Here is a 14,155-nt window from a genome sequence, read left to right as displayed (position 1 = left end):
TTTTTTTAAAATATTAATAAATATTTTATTTTCTATTATTTTACAAGGCATCAGCCTCTATCAAGCTTTTATGAATCCATACAGCGGCTTGACTCCCATCACCCATAGCTATCGTAACCATCTCTGAATGAACGGCAACATCCCCTGCGGCCCATACATGCTCGGTGCTTGTCATCTTAGTCCGGGGATCAACGATAATATGCTTATTATCCAGTCGCTTAATCTGTAACTGTTCAGCAAGATTCGATCGCACCTCATTCCCGCCAAATGCAACAAAGCAGCAATCACTCCTCACAATGGAATCATCACTGAGCCTAACGCCTTTGAATTGCGATCGTACAGTTGATACGGATAATATCGACTTTTCTATATATTGTATGCCTTTGCGTTCTAGTGCTCTAAGTGTGTGCAAATCCAAAGGAATAAGCTCATGATTAATATAGACAACTTCCTTTGTCCAATGAGTAAGAGTAAGCGACATATCTGCCCCTGGCTTACCAGAGCCTAATACAATCGTTTTCTTATCGGATATTTCAAATCCATCGCAGTCTGGACAGACAAAGACGCTAATACCTAGGCAAGGTAGAAGCTCAGGGAATGGAGGCAAACGGTCCTTAACACCAGTTGCGAGCAACAGCCTCTTGCCATGATGCCATTCACCGGTCTCCGTATGCAATATAAAGCCTTCTGAAGACTTCTCTGCTCTAATCACTTCTCCACTTACAAAATGTACGCCCAATCGCTCCGCTTGTAATCGTCCGTCAGCCAATAATTCTGCTCCGCTAACACCATCCGGCCATCCGATAAGGTTGTGGTAGCTTCTACAAATGCTGGATCTTCCATCTGCCGAATCAATGACAGCAACTTTGTGACGATAGCGTCCAAGCTGTATGGCAGCTTGTAATCCCGCGATACCGCCGCCTACAATGATACAATCCATTTGCATCCACCTGCCTCCTGCTCAAGCCAATACCATCGAGTATTTATTGTTTTTAAAATCTCACCTTCTTATGCAAGAGTGACGTTCTTCATCTTTTTTCAATAAAAAAAACCAGCTGCTCTCAATTGAAAGCAAGCTGGCTTTTTTTCTACAAACAATCTTCATCTAAATCTGAAATCCTTATCTCTCATGCTGTAATCGCAATTGCTTCCTTTTCTTTAGCAGTTCAGGCAGCGCAATTCCAAACAGAACGACAACCACTCCTATCCACTGCAACGGACTAACATATTCATGTAATACGAAGGAGGATAGAAGTACAGCAACTGGAAGCTCAGATGCTCCAAGTATTCCGGCCATCCCTTCCCCAATATGAGGAACGCCAATTGCAAATAGAACAGGAGGAATAAATGCACCGAAAAAACCAAGTAAAAGGCCATAAAACAAGAGATCTCCAAAAATCACACCATTAAATAAAAAGGTCGGCGGGAACAATAGGAATACAAGTAACAATCCTCCTGTTATCATCCATACGCTGCGATAAGCAGGATGCACGGACGGAACAGCCTTCCCACTAAATAAAATAAATAAAGAATAACTTACAGCGGACAGCAAGCCTAAAATCACACCCATGATATTAAACTTACCCGTACCTTGCTCCAAAATCCCAGCAGCCAGCAATGTACCTCCAAACAAAATGGCGATAGTGAACAACATTATGCCTTTTGGACGCTTCCGTTGGCTAACAGCTTGGATTAGCACGCCGATCCATGTGAATTGAAATAATAAAATAATAGCTAATGAAGCTGGAATATATCGCAGTGATTGATAATAAAGCAAACCTGTTATTGCGGTTGGGGTACCAGCAGCCATTAAAATAAAGCGATGCTTCCATGTTAATTTTGTCATTTTCTGAGAGGAAGAGACTGAAGCTTCCGCAGTGTTCTCCGTCATTTTTGCCTTATTCTTCTCACGCCACTTCATAATAGTCGCAAAAATCCAAGCAAGTATAAAACCCGTAAGTAGTTGACTGCCGACCACCTCACCTAGCTGATAGCCTTTCCCATAAGCAAGAACTACAAAGGTTGATAATATGCCATAGCTGGCTGCACCAAAAAATACCGATAATAAATATTTCATGCCATTAATTGCTCCTTCCTGATGTCCGTATACCTTTTTTTGCACACAAAAAAAATCCTAACTATGAATATAGAATCATTTAAAAAATGATCTTATATTCGTAGTTAGGAAGTTAAGGCTTCCTGTAGAAACCCTCACCCTTATCGTTCTGTTAATGCCGTGAGGTTATACGAATTATGATGTTGTAAGTTAATGTTCAACCCTTTAAAGGTTACATGACAAGTAAGCTTATGTCAATGGTTAAAAAATTGGAAATTGACCATTTTTACGGCTTCGATCGTATTTATCAGTAGCAAATGCCAACTCTTTCGTGAATAAATGATTGATTAAAATATTCGGAAACGGCTAATTCCGCTGTGTCAGCAAACGAGATTTCCGAACCATTGGATGGCAATACATCCTTCTGAAATCTATAGCCGCCCCTTTGCTCCTTCTCGACAAGCTTGGTTGGACAGATGATGGTCCAGTCCAAATTAGTTTTCAACAATTCGATATAGACTTGATGATGTTCCTTCGCTGCAACTTGTTTTCTTTGCTTATTCTCGATTGATTGATATCTAAGCAAGTGCGGTTCCACTGCACTTTGCAATATTCCAGCCGTACCAATGGTAACAAGTCTTTGCACATTGTAATGGTTCATGGCTTCAATCACATGATTCATGCCGGCAAGGAGTGTACCATTACCCTCTGTGCTTAGCGATGAGATAACGCCATCTACACCTTCCATGGCATTCATAACGTCCTCGCGGCTGCGAATATCCCCAACAATAACCTCTTCTCCCGTTTCAATGGGCGAGCGAACAAAACGTTTAATCGGGACGCCGCGAGCTGCTATAAGTTCATGAATATATTTTCCTGTGTTGCCTGTTGATCCAATGAGCAGCAAAGCCATCTTCATTATTTCCTTCTTTCTACTTCAATTCTTCAACAACGTTAGGAGGTGTTAATCCTTTAACACCATTAATTAAATTATTAGCGGCGAGCATCGCCATATCGAAGCGGGTGGCTGCAGTTGCCGAACCGATATGTGGAAGTGTTAGGACATTGTTCATAGTAAGAAAAGGATGATTAGATTCTATGGGCTCTCTCTCATAAACATCTAGTCCAGCTGCTGCTATTGTTCCCTCTTGTAGCGCTTCGATCAAAGCTTGCTCATCAATCGTTTGACCTCTAGATATATTTATGAATATAGAGGAACGTTTCATTAATTGAAATTCGCGGCGTCCAATTAGCTTCATTGTCGCTGGCGTCAATGGTGCCAATAGTACAACAAAGTCAGAAGCTGCTAGCAACTCGTTGAGCTCCGCATATCGAACACCTAGCTTATCCTCAGTCTCTGGCTTCCGGTTGCGATTATAATAGAGGACATCCATTTCAAAGCCGAATTTTGCTCGGCGTGCAACAGCTTCACCAATTCGCCCCATACCAATAATCCCGAGTGTGGCGTGGTGTACATCTGTTCCGAATAACTTATTGCCGTCTCCTTGCTTCCAGTTGCCGTCCTTCACATAATGATCCAGCTCAGCCACTCTTCTTGCTGTTCCTAACATCAATGCAAAAGCTAAATCCGCTACCGTTTCATCGAGCACATGCGGCGTATTCGTTCCAAGAATGTTACGCTCCTTCATTGCTTTCAGATCAAAATGGTTATAGCCGACGCTAATACTGCTAACGATTTTGAGGTTAGGAGCTGCTTTTAGAAGCTCAGCATCAATTTTCATACCCGCAGTTAGCAGGCCACTCACATTGGCAAGCATAGAATAAAGCTTGTCCGTGGGGATCGTTTCACCGCGATCCCACTTTTCTATATTACAATGCTCTGCTATATAGGCTTCCACCTCAGCTGGGATAGGACGGTCTATAAATACGGAAGGTTTCATTGACATTCTCCTCTCGGGCTTTCATTTCACAAAAATGATTTCTACTCCCATTATAAAACGAATGCTCCTCTAATATATAGAGCTGTGAGTATTGAATGCCAAATCCATCCTATCTTAGTCATGCATAGCTGCTTGCTGCTTGTACAAATCTTCAACTACAATCGCTGCCATAGCTTCAACAACAGGAATTATTCTTGGACAGATACAGGGATCATGTCTGCCAATCGTTTCAATCGTTTTCTCTTCCCCATGGATATCGATCGTCTGCTGCTGTTTGGAAATGGATGAGGTTGGCTTAACAACTATACGAAATACAATCTCCTCACCTGTACTAATACCGCCAACAATACCGCCAGCATGATTAGTTAGAAAACCATTACTGTCCATTTGATCATTATGCTGACTGCCCAGCATGTCTGCTGCCGCAAATCCGGTACCGAACTCAATACCTTTAACCGCGCCAATAGAAAGCATAGCTTTGGCTAGTTCAGCATCAAGCTTATCAAATACCGGCTGCCCAATACCCGGTTTAACGCCTCTTATTCTGCACTCCACAATTCCGCCGCAGCTATCGCCAATTTCAGCCAAGTGCTCCACTTTTTTGATCATTTCTTTTGCTGCTTCTGGATCACAAGCTCTAACTGCATTTTGCTCGATCTCAGCTTCAACAAACGTTTCGCTTTTGATTCCGCCAATTTCCTTTGTGTATGCGATGACACTTACTCCTCTATTTTCTAGCAGCTTCCTTGCAACAGCTCCGCCCGCTACTCGCCCTGCCGTTTCTCTTCCAGAAGCTCTCCCGCTTCCTCGATGGTCACGAATGCCGTATTTTTTCAAATAAGTATAGTCAGCATGACCTGGACGGAATGAGTACTGAATATCACTGTATGCATCAGGCCTCATATCCTTATTGTGAAGCATGATGAACAAAGGTGTTCCAGTCGTTTTCCCTTCAAAAGTACCTGATAGAATGTTGATGATATCATATTCTTTGCGCGGTGAAGTTACAGATGATTGACCTGGCTTTCTACGGTCCATTTGTACTTGAATATAGGCTTCATCCAATTCAACGCCTGGTGTAACACCATCGACAATGACACCTACTGCTTCCCCATGCGACTCACCAAAAGTTGTTATTTTAAATAGATTCCCATATGAATTACCAGCCATTTATTTTTCCTCCCGAATGTATGCTTTGACGTTCATCTTCTGTTTCCATTATAATTTTGATTGTGAAATAAATGAAATCATTATATTTAGATCTCACCATAGAGAGGATCTATATCACTTATGAATATAAACTTGGAATGGTATCGTATTTTTCTATATACAGCTAAGTCAGGAAATTTGACCTTAGCGGCTAAAGAACTTCATATCACGCAGCCGTCTGTAAGCTATGCCCTTAAACAGTTGGAAGCCATGCTAGAGGTTAAGCTTTTCCAGCGCATGTCCAAAGGGGTTAGACTTACGTCTGAGGGCTCTGCGCTCCTCACGTATGTAGAGAAATCATTCTCAATGCTGGAGGCTGGAGAAAGCAAGCTGCAGTCACTTAAGGACCTCACAGCAGGTGAACTGCGTATTGGAGCAAGCGGCCCTATTATTAAGCATGTGCTATTGCCCCAATTAGATTCCTTCCATGCCGAACATCCCGATGTTAGAATCCGTCTTGCCCAAGGAAAGTCATCCGATCTGCGCACGCGCTTAAAGGAAGGGCAAATTGATTTGGGACTTGTCCATCTGCCCCTGTATGATGAGTCGCTTGACGTAACGCCTCTAATTGAAATACAGGATTGTTTTGTAGTTGGGCCCGCGTATGAGAAATGGTCAAAGCAAGTACTTACTGCTGAAGAGCTCGCCAAAATCCCGCTTCTGCTGCTAACACCTGGAAGCAGTACGCGAGGTTTTAGTGACCAATGGTTTGCATCACAAGGATTAGATGTCGAAGCGGACATTGAGCTAAGCAGTATGGAGATGCTGATCGAGCTTTCTGAGCGGGGTTATGGAGCGGCTTTCGTAACACAATCTTTCGTTAAACAAGAGCTGCAGAGCGGCAAGTTGTTTCAAATTAAAACAGAAAAAAGGATCCCCTCACGTTCAATCGGTATTGCTACAAGAAGAGATTCCTCGATGTCATTAATCGCGACTCACTTTATAGAGCTCTTAACGAACAAAATATCCTTTTAATCTCATGATGCAGTAAATCATCAAGTACTTTCTTACGAATAGCTTATGGTGGTTAAGTTTTAAGTTGAAAATAACAATGTGGTCATTTATAATATAGTATGGTTTTAATTGTTCTCGTGAAAGGAATTATACGATGAGTGAAAATAATAATTATCGCGTATTATTGTATTATAAATTTGTAGCTATCCCTGATGCCGAGCAGTATGCTGCTGAGCATCTTGATTATTGCAAGAAGTTAAATATTAAGGGCCGTATCCTTATTGCAGATGAAGGCATTAACGGTACACTCTCCGGTACATTTGAACAAACAGAGCAATATATGCGTGATATGCATGCTAACCCATTGTTCTCTGATTTGTGGTTCAAAATTGACGATACGGACAAGCATGCATTCAAGAAAATATTTGTTCGTTACAAAAAAGAGCTCGTAACCCTTCGTTACGAAAAACCGCTTGACCCTAATACGCTTACAGGAACGCATCTCTCTCCAAAAGAGTTTCATGAATATTTGCAAAGAGAAGATGTCGTTGTTCTGGACGGAAGAAGTGACTATGAGTATGATCTCGGTCATTTCCGTAACGCAATCAGACCCAACCTAGAAACATTTAAGGAATTTCCGGAATGGCTTCGTGAGAATATGGCTGAGTTCAAGGATAAACCTATTCTTACTTACTGTACTGGCGGTATCCGCTGTGAGAAGCTTACAGGTGTCATGCTTAGCGAAGGCTTCAAGGATGTTTACCAGCTCGATGGCGGTATTGTAACGTATGGTAAGGATGAAGAGGTTCAAGGCAGACTGTTTGACGGCAAATGCTATGTGTTTGATGAGCGCACTTCCGTTGATATCAACATGACGGATGAAGCGGTAGTTGTCGGCAAATGCCATCATTGCCAGCAGCCGGCTGACACTTACATCAACTGCGGAGATGATTCCTGTCACCTTCAGCATATCGTATGTAAGGAATGTGAAGAAACGAAGCATGGCTTCTGCTCAACAGAATGCGAAGAGCATGTTATCAGCTTGCACTCCTAACCCAAAAAGGTTGGACTTCTGAATCACAGAAGTCCAACCTTTTTTATTTAAGTTTATTTTAAAACCCTGACGGTTGCCCTGATTTCAATAAGGCATCATCTAAATAGGCTCTGTATAGCGGCTCATCCGGTGACTCCAATAGGAGCGCGCGATAATAAGTAACAACCTTAGGAAAATAATAAGGATTCACATCCGCTGCTTGGACTAAGCCTGAGTAACGCCAACGATACGTCTCTACTCGGTAAGCTTCTTGAGAGTCATGATTCCATAAGGCTAGTTCACAAAGACCATCCCTTCCATATACACCAGGCATATCCTCAATCTCAATTCGGTTATACATAATACCTTCAGGAATTAAACGATTAAAGCCTTGGGGATTCCAATGATAAATATCAAGCTCGGAAACGTTCCAATCTGCTTGCCACCCTACAATTAAGCTTAACTGATTGGGCCTTGCAATCGGAGCTGCCCATAAGTCATTTATGCCGCTTCCCTTCCCTTTCATTTCAAAAATACGATACCAATTATGACCGCTTCTCTTCAATATCATCATATAGGGTTCATTTTCTAAACGATAAACAGCCGTTACTTCCTGCTCCTGATCCCCATCAACATCTGCAATTAGAATTGCAGGCTGGTTACCGTATTGTTGTAATCGAATGATTTCCGCATCTGGCGGCAAGAAGCTTCGAATCATTAATTCATAAATACCATACTGACTCATCGTTTATCCCTCGTTTCTCGTTAGTCCTCAAAGAAGAATATGCCGATTCTATTCATAAAAGCACCCTTTCGAGCTAGAAGTCTGCTGCGTCTAACCGCATCTTTAAAATCAATTGCATTTGGACAACCTAAAGCTGTCTGAACTGACAACCTAATCAAACTACCGGAGGTGCCGTCATGGCTCGAAATAAAAACAAATCTATTCCAAGTAAAAATCAAGCATTCGCAGCGAGCTCTCAAGAAGCTGAAAACAACTTAGCTGCTTCTACTGCAGAGAACAAAAATCAGAAGGGTCACGTACCTAACAGTCCATCGACAGGCTAATTAGCTACGCCTTAGAAACGAAAAGAGCTGTCTGTGAGGTTTCCCTCCTAGACGGCTCTTCTTATCCTTTATTTTGTTATGATTAATTCCCAGCGATTACTGTATTGAAGCAGCCTTGGATGGATGTGCTGAGGCTCTGTTAGGATGAGAAGACGTATCTTCACTATCCACTCCTCGAAGGATGAGAAGGAAGCAAACTTATTAGCCATATCCCCTGTCATTAGTAAGAATAACGGTGATGGGTAGGTTTCAGCTAAATGTCGCAGCGCTGAATCAATTGGTGTATACTTTTTACGCTTTATTTCCAATCGTTCAACGGTAATATCTGAATCATCCCGATCTCTTCTCCACTCGTGAAGCCTATCCTCTCGTTTGTAAAAGGCGCTGACCGTTTCTTTGGAGATGCGTTTCATGCTTTGTTCATGCAAGGGATAGAGAACGAGTTTTTTGAATGAGCGCTCCTTAGCCAAGTACGCCGCAAGATCCAGTTCCCGATCCGTAGTATGCTCAAATGAATCATAATAAACGATTGTACCTTTTCGCTCATCCTTCGGCGGCTCATAGCCGAATGGCATCTTTTGTATGATTTCGCTCATCATTGTTGCCTCCTCGTGTCATGATCTGCTCCTATTATGACCCAGAGCTTGAAAATAACACAATTTAAAGTGAATTACCATGCTAGAGCTTTCGATAGTCGCTTTTCATTATATTTTTCACGAGCCCCGACCATTTGGAGTTAGCAGGACAATACTTTTTCGCTACCTTCTCCACCGTCTTCAGCCCTTTGCCTACATAGTTTTTGGAGAGAAGCTGTCCAAATTTCCGTACGCTGTCTCCCTTGGTTTTAAAGCTGAAGGCTTTGTTGTACTTGTCTCCATCTATGGCATTCAATCCGAATAAATTATTTTTCTTCTTGGCAAGCTTACTCTTGCCATTTCCGCTCTCAAGCTTCATGACCGCAATTGTGAAATAGGCATTAATGCCATAGTCCTCTTCAATTTCGAGAATAGCTTCTTCTAAGCCATGACCGGAAAGCTCCGTGCCTTCAAATATTTTTTCAATTTGATCAATGGACAGCCCTGAATCTGAAGCTACGATCGAAGTAGGTTCATTAGGCTCAGAGTCAATCTTTTCTGTCTTTGCCTCATCCCCATCATCATTGGCCTGCATTTGTGTAAGTAAGTATATCTTCTCGTATTTATCAGATGAAGCATTAGCGTCTGCACTTGGCGCTGCGGATGTCAGTACTGCCTCTTCTTCTATTAATGTAGCATAACTGCCCTTAATAAAGCCGCCTTCCTTCAACTCCAGCCAGCCGTTATCGGTCACTGCAATTATTTCTAAGATTGTACCCTGCTTAACGACTTTAACAATTGCGGAAGCTGCATTTGGCTCAGTACGAACATTTAAGTAATAAGCGGTTACCTCATATGTATGGGACGGTTCTTCTTCAACCGTTGTATTCAAAGGGAGCTCCACTTCCGAGATTTGGTTAACGATGTTCTCCGATACTTCTAGTTCACTACTTTCAACGGGCTCGATTACTGGCGCTGGGATCGATTTCAGCGAGATCATTTCTGTGCGGTAAGGGGTAGGCAAAATAGTCGGTTCTACATCCTCCATGTTAGCTGTCAGATTTACTAAAGATTCCGATGATGAGAGTAAAGCATCATGTTGTACCGGTTTTGTCGTCATTCCTAAAGTGACCAACAAGGATATCAAAAGTAATTGAACGAAGGCATGTTGAATTAACTTTTTTCTCATGACTATACCTCTTCCTATAATTTATTGGAGGATACCTGTTACGAGCTAAGTTAGGAGTCGCGGATCAGCTGAATAAGGGATGATCAAGCAGTCTGAGGAAATTATATGTTGCTACATCAGACATAAGACGAGTTTTTATCCTTTTTGTAAAACCAAGGAGACCCAAAAAAGCTCTAATTCCCGATGGAATAAGAGCTTTTTTGGATAAATAAATTTTTTTTAATGGATGATGGTATAATGGTTTCAACAAGCCAGAAGGGAGTTTCAACCATTGAAAAGATTAACAATGACGACTGTTTACTCTGTCGTTCTCTCTGCGCTGCTGCTTAGCGCATGTGGGAGCGGACAAGCTGCCACCAATCATAATGGACATACCAATGAAACAAGTGCATTAAATGATTCCAACGATAACCATGGAACCGGAACCCATGTAAGTAATGGTGATCTGCAGGAAAAAACCGCTTCACTAGATATTCTGCCCTCTTTCTTGGATGGAGCATCAAAAACGATTAGGACCGCTTACCAAAAGGCCGCCACCGTTACAGATGTGCTGCCCTTTATTCCCTGCTATTGCGGCTGCGGCGAAAGTGCCTCTCACAAGAGCAATTTGAATTGCTTTATTGCAGAAATAGAATCAGATGGTTCTGTTGTGTGGGATGATCACGGCACAAGATGCAATGTTTGTATTGAAATAGCCGTAACCACTGCTGCAATGAAGGCAAATAACATTGATGCCCAAAGAATCCGTCAATTCATTGATGAAACCTATAAAGAAGGTTACGCTGCTCCAACACTAACGGAACTTCCACCCTCAGCTTAACTATCATTTGTAAGATAACACTCTTCATTCACAACCCCCCTCTCGGACAATCCTGATCACAATTCAAGCTCTTGTTCGAGAGATATCTTTTATTCGAAAGTGCCAATCAAAAAACGCCTCTTGTATTATTTTCATAGCAACGAGAATTGTCCCTATAACGGTTTGCAAAAAAACAAACAAAATCATAACTTTACGGCATCGCCACATACGCCCTAATCTAACTAATATAAAGCTATAAAACGGCTAGCTATTATTTCATTGCTGCAAATGCGGAGGTGATCCATGAAAGTGCAAAATAAAGTTGTATTTATTACTGATGCTGATCATGAAAGCGGACGGGCTATTATTAGAAGGTTGATTGGAGCGGGTGCAAGCTTTATCCTAAACAGCCCTTCTGACGGCTTAAACCTCTCGGAAGAGCTGTCGACCATACGTGAAGCGGGCTTGCAAGCATTCGTTGTTCATATTAATCTATGCAGCAGTACAGACCTAGCCGAAATGCTAGAATTAGCTGAAAAAGAGATAGGGACTGTTGATATTTTCATTCATAATACTAAATTGGTTCACCTTGCCCCCATTGAAACCTGTGAGGAGGATGCATTTCTAGACTCCTTAGCCGTTAATGCCAAATCAGCTTTCCTTTGCACACAGGCTGTCGGAAAGCAGATGACCCGTAAGCAGTCTGGCAAAGTCATCTACGTCTCCTCCATACATGCGCAGAAGCCTACAGGCTCCGCTTTTGCCTACAGTGTATCGAAGGGGGCAGTGAATATGCTTGCTAAGGAAGCAGCACTTGTCCTTGGCCGTTCCGGCGTTAGCGTAAATACGATTGAGCTCGGACCAATTGCCGGAGATGATAAGCAATTTGAGAGCAGTCTCTCTACTCTTTATAACGATTATGAATATAAAGTGCCAAACACTGTATTAGGGAATTACGATGATTTAGCCGAGCTTATTCTTTTCCTATCCTCTGATGAGTCACGTTATATGAACGGCACAGATATAAGACTCGACGGTGGATTCCTTCTTCACTACATGAATTTCAAAATGAAACGTCCGTAATTCCCTGCCTGGAGGTGCGTCATGAGTATGGAAGGAAAAATTGCACTAGTAACTGGTGCAGGAACAGGGATTGGCAAAGGTGTAGCTCTCGAGCTCGCCAGACGAGGTGCTAAGGTTGCTGTCCATTACAATCAGAGTGATGCCGGTGCGCTCCATACAAAGCAGCAAATTGATGAGTTTGGTGGAGAAGCAATCCTTGTTCAAGCCAATGTGTCTGTAAAGAATGAAATTGAAAGAATGGTTCATCAAGTGATAGAGTCTTTCGGAGGCGTCGATATACTCGTTAATAATGCAGCGCTCCAATTGAATTATGATTTCTTCGAGCATGATGAGCACTCATTCGATCGCATGATGAATGTTAATCTAAAGGGTTATTGGCAATGCATCCAAGCGGTCATCCCTGCAATGAAACGGAAGGGCTCAGGTCGTATTATTAATATGTCCTCTGTCCATAGCAAGCGACCCACTGATTTTGATGCCGTCTATTCAATGACCAAAGGCGGAATAAGAATGCTTGGCAGAGAAGCAGCTATTGAGCTTGCCCAATACGGCATCACTGTCAATACGATTGAACCAGGACAGGTCGATGTTGGGAAACAAAGCGCGAGAGAGTCCAAATCCATAATGACTCCTGAGCAAATTGAAAAGTTTAAGAAAACAAAGGGCAATATCCGCGAAAAGTTTCCTCTCGGTCGGGTTGGCACACCGCTTGATGTAGCAAAGCTAGTATGTTTCATCGCTTCCGATGAAAGCGAATTCATGACAGGTTCATCTATTCGGCTTGATGGCGCAAGTATGCTTCTTTAACAAACCCTTCTCTACCAATCTATTATTAATTAGGAGTGATTTATATGAGTAATAATCAATCCTTTGAAGAGACGCTAGCGCATGTCAGCACCTATTCTCAGCCCTCTCAGCTTCGCATTACGGATATTCGTTTCACCGATATCACGGGTGGTCCTTTCCACAGCAGTCTGATCAAAGTATATACAAACAGTGGCTTAGTCGGGTTCGGAGAAGTTCGAGACGGAGCAGATAAAGTTTATGCCCAAATGCTAAAAGGCCGGCTCTTAGGCGAAAATCCTTGCAATGTCGATAAGCTGTTTCGGCGCATTAAACAATTTGGCGGACATGCAAGGCAAGGCGGCGGAGTAAGCGGTCTTGAAATCGCTCTATGGGATTTAGCTGGAAAAGCATATGGCGTTCCGATCTATCAGATGCTGGGTGGTAAATTCCGAGAGAAAATTCGAATGTACTGTGATACTGAGGTTGTAGGCAAGGATACAGGTACTGCTATGGGGTTAGCGCTTAAGAAACGTATGGATGAAGGCTTCTCGTTTCTGAAGATGGATCTTGGGATTGGCCAAATCATTAATGAGCCAGGTACGCTCAGCGCTCCAATGGGTTTTTTAGAGGAAATGCGTGATATTTCCAAAAAAAGATATCAATCTCACAGTGACAAACTGACGGAAGATGAAATACGATTAATCCGAAATCAACATTATGATATTTATAATATCCCTCATCCTTTCACAGCCATTCATGTCACAGAAAAGGGTCTCGACATGCTGGAGCAATATGTAGCGGATGTCAGAGCCGTAATCGGTTATGAAGTGCCGCTTGCTGTTGATCACTTCGGACATATTGGACTAGAGGATTGTATAAAGCTTGGCCGCCGTGTAGATAAGTTCAATCTCGCTTGGATGGAGGATATGCTGCCTTGGCAATATACAGAGCAATACGCCAAGCTGTCACGCTCAGTCGCCACCCCTATTTGTACGGGAGAGGACATTTATTTAAAAGAAAACTTTAGGCCGCTTCTACAAGCCGGCGGCGTCTCCGTTATCCATCCTGATGTATTAACAACAGGCGGTATACTGGAAACGAAAAAGATTGGCGATATGGCGCAGGAATACGGCGTTGCGATGGCGATTCATATGGCAGAGAGCCCTATTGCATGCCTTGCTGCCGCACATGTCGCTGCTGCTACCGAAAATTTCATGGCGCTGGAGTATCACTCCTGCGAGGTGCCATGGTGGGATGATATTATCATTGGCAGCAAGCTGCCGAAGAAGCTCGTACAGAATGGTTTTATTCATATGACAGATGCACCCGGACTTGGCATCGACGACCTGAACGATGAAGTATTGGCTCATCATCTCCATCCCTCCATTCCCGGTCTATGGGAATCAACAGACAACTGGAACCATTATCACTCCAATGATCGTCTTTGGAGCTAAACAACAAAAAAACAGCAGCCTCGGATTTCTAAATCCTTGGCTGCCGTT

The 14,155-nt window shown here is 42.7% G+C and carries 15 protein-coding genes and 1 riboswitch; of the genes, 7 read left to right on the top strand and 8 right to left on the bottom strand.

The genetic code is table 11. The annotated features are described in order from the left end of the window. Positions 1-40: 40 nt before the first annotated feature. The 5 genes from AC0YOD_RS10800 to aroC form a co-directional block, all read right to left on the bottom strand. The gene (locus AC0YOD_RS10800) at positions 41-946 is read right to left on the bottom strand and encodes an NAD(P)/FAD-dependent oxidoreductase (RefSeq protein WP_475799263.1); all 906 of its coding nucleotides are present in this window, start codon (positions 944-946) and stop codon (positions 41-43) included. 174 nt (positions 947-1,120) lie between these two features. Next, the gene (locus tag AC0YOD_RS10795) at positions 1,121-2,077 is read right to left on the bottom strand and encodes an EamA family transporter (protein WP_475799262.1); all 957 of its coding nucleotides are present in this window, start codon (positions 2,075-2,077) and stop codon (positions 1,121-1,123) included. Between the two features lie 81 nt (positions 2,078-2,158). Continuing rightward, a riboswitch (purine riboswitch) is annotated at positions 2,159-2,270 on the bottom strand. 93 nt (positions 2,271-2,363) lie between these two features. Then, positions 2,364-2,975, bottom strand: coding sequence for an NAD(P)-dependent oxidoreductase (locus AC0YOD_RS10790; RefSeq protein ID WP_475799261.1), 612 nt, complete (start codon positions 2,973-2,975; stop codon positions 2,364-2,366). A gap of 13 nt (positions 2,976-2,988) precedes the next feature. Continuing rightward, positions 2,989-3,957, bottom strand: a complete 969-nt coding sequence (locus AC0YOD_RS10785; RefSeq protein ID WP_475799260.1) for a 2-hydroxyacid dehydrogenase — start codon at positions 3,955-3,957, stop codon at positions 2,989-2,991. A 114-nt stretch (positions 3,958-4,071) separates the two neighbouring features. Next, a complete protein-coding gene (gene aroC / locus AC0YOD_RS10780) occupies positions 4,072-5,127 on the bottom strand; it encodes a chorismate synthase (RefSeq protein ID WP_475799259.1) in 1,056 nt (351 codons plus the stop codon). Positions 5,128-5,247: 120 nt separating this feature from the next. Between aroC and AC0YOD_RS10775 the strand changes: the two genes are divergently transcribed. Both AC0YOD_RS10775 and trhO read left to right on the top strand, forming a co-directional pair. Beyond that, a complete protein-coding gene (locus AC0YOD_RS10775; RefSeq protein ID WP_475799258.1) occupies positions 5,248-6,141 on the top strand; it encodes a LysR family transcriptional regulator in 894 nt (297 codons plus the stop codon). 133 nt (positions 6,142-6,274) lie between these two features. Then, a complete protein-coding gene (gene trhO / locus AC0YOD_RS10770) occupies positions 6,275-7,174 on the top strand; it encodes an oxygen-dependent tRNA uridine(34) hydroxylase TrhO (RefSeq protein WP_475799257.1) in 900 nt (299 codons plus the stop codon). Positions 7,175-7,232: 58 nt separating this feature from the next. Here trhO and AC0YOD_RS10765 read toward each other — a convergent pair whose 3' ends face one another. Then, positions 7,233-7,898, bottom strand: coding sequence for a hypothetical protein (locus tag AC0YOD_RS10765; RefSeq protein WP_475799256.1), 666 nt, complete (start codon positions 7,896-7,898; stop codon positions 7,233-7,235). A 176-nt stretch (positions 7,899-8,074) separates the two neighbouring features. On the opposite strand from AC0YOD_RS10765, the gene AC0YOD_RS10760 reads away from it, so the two are divergent. Further along, positions 8,075-8,221 carry a hypothetical protein gene (locus AC0YOD_RS10760; protein ID WP_475799255.1) on the top strand — a complete coding sequence of 49 codons (147 nt, stop codon included), beginning with the start codon at positions 8,075-8,077 and terminating at the stop codon, positions 8,219-8,221. A 68-nt stretch (positions 8,222-8,289) separates the two neighbouring features. Here AC0YOD_RS10760 and AC0YOD_RS10755 read toward each other — a convergent pair whose 3' ends face one another. Together AC0YOD_RS10755 and AC0YOD_RS10750 are read right to left on the bottom strand one after the other, a co-directional pair. Beyond that, positions 8,290-8,817, bottom strand: coding sequence for a hypothetical protein (locus tag AC0YOD_RS10755; protein WP_475799254.1), 528 nt, complete (start codon positions 8,815-8,817; stop codon positions 8,290-8,292). An 82-nt stretch (positions 8,818-8,899) separates the two neighbouring features. Further along, positions 8,900-9,985 (bottom strand): glucosaminidase domain-containing protein, encoded by a 1,086-nt coding sequence (locus AC0YOD_RS10750; RefSeq protein WP_475799253.1) that lies wholly within the window; start codon positions 9,983-9,985, stop codon positions 8,900-8,902. Between the two features lie 286 nt (positions 9,986-10,271). Between AC0YOD_RS10750 and AC0YOD_RS10745 the strand changes: the two genes are divergently transcribed. The 4 genes from AC0YOD_RS10745 to AC0YOD_RS10730 all read left to right on the top strand — a co-directional run bounded on the left by AC0YOD_RS10745 (position 10,272) and on the right by AC0YOD_RS10730 (position 14,107). Then, the gene (locus AC0YOD_RS10745) at positions 10,272-10,805 is read left to right on the top strand and encodes a PCYCGC motif-containing (lipo)protein (RefSeq protein WP_475799354.1); all 534 of its coding nucleotides are present in this window, start codon (positions 10,272-10,274) and stop codon (positions 10,803-10,805) included. Between the two features lie 282 nt (positions 10,806-11,087). Then, positions 11,088-11,867, top strand: coding sequence for an SDR family NAD(P)-dependent oxidoreductase (locus AC0YOD_RS10740; protein WP_475799252.1), 780 nt, complete (start codon positions 11,088-11,090; stop codon positions 11,865-11,867). A 21-nt stretch (positions 11,868-11,888) separates the two neighbouring features. Beyond that, positions 11,889-12,674 carry an SDR family NAD(P)-dependent oxidoreductase gene (locus tag AC0YOD_RS10735; RefSeq protein ID WP_475799251.1) on the top strand — a complete coding sequence of 262 codons (786 nt, stop codon included), beginning with the start codon at positions 11,889-11,891 and terminating at the stop codon, positions 12,672-12,674. A 44-nt stretch (positions 12,675-12,718) separates the two neighbouring features. Then, positions 12,719-14,107 carry a mandelate racemase/muconate lactonizing enzyme family protein gene (locus AC0YOD_RS10730; protein WP_475799250.1) on the top strand — a complete coding sequence of 463 codons (1,389 nt, stop codon included), beginning with the start codon at positions 12,719-12,721 and terminating at the stop codon, positions 14,105-14,107. Positions 14,108-14,155 lie beyond the last annotated feature (48 nt).

Source organism: Paenibacillus sp. J31P13 (assembly GCF_056269295.1).
Note: the sequence above shows the minus strand (reverse complement) of the source record. Positions and strands in the feature narration are given on the sequence as shown.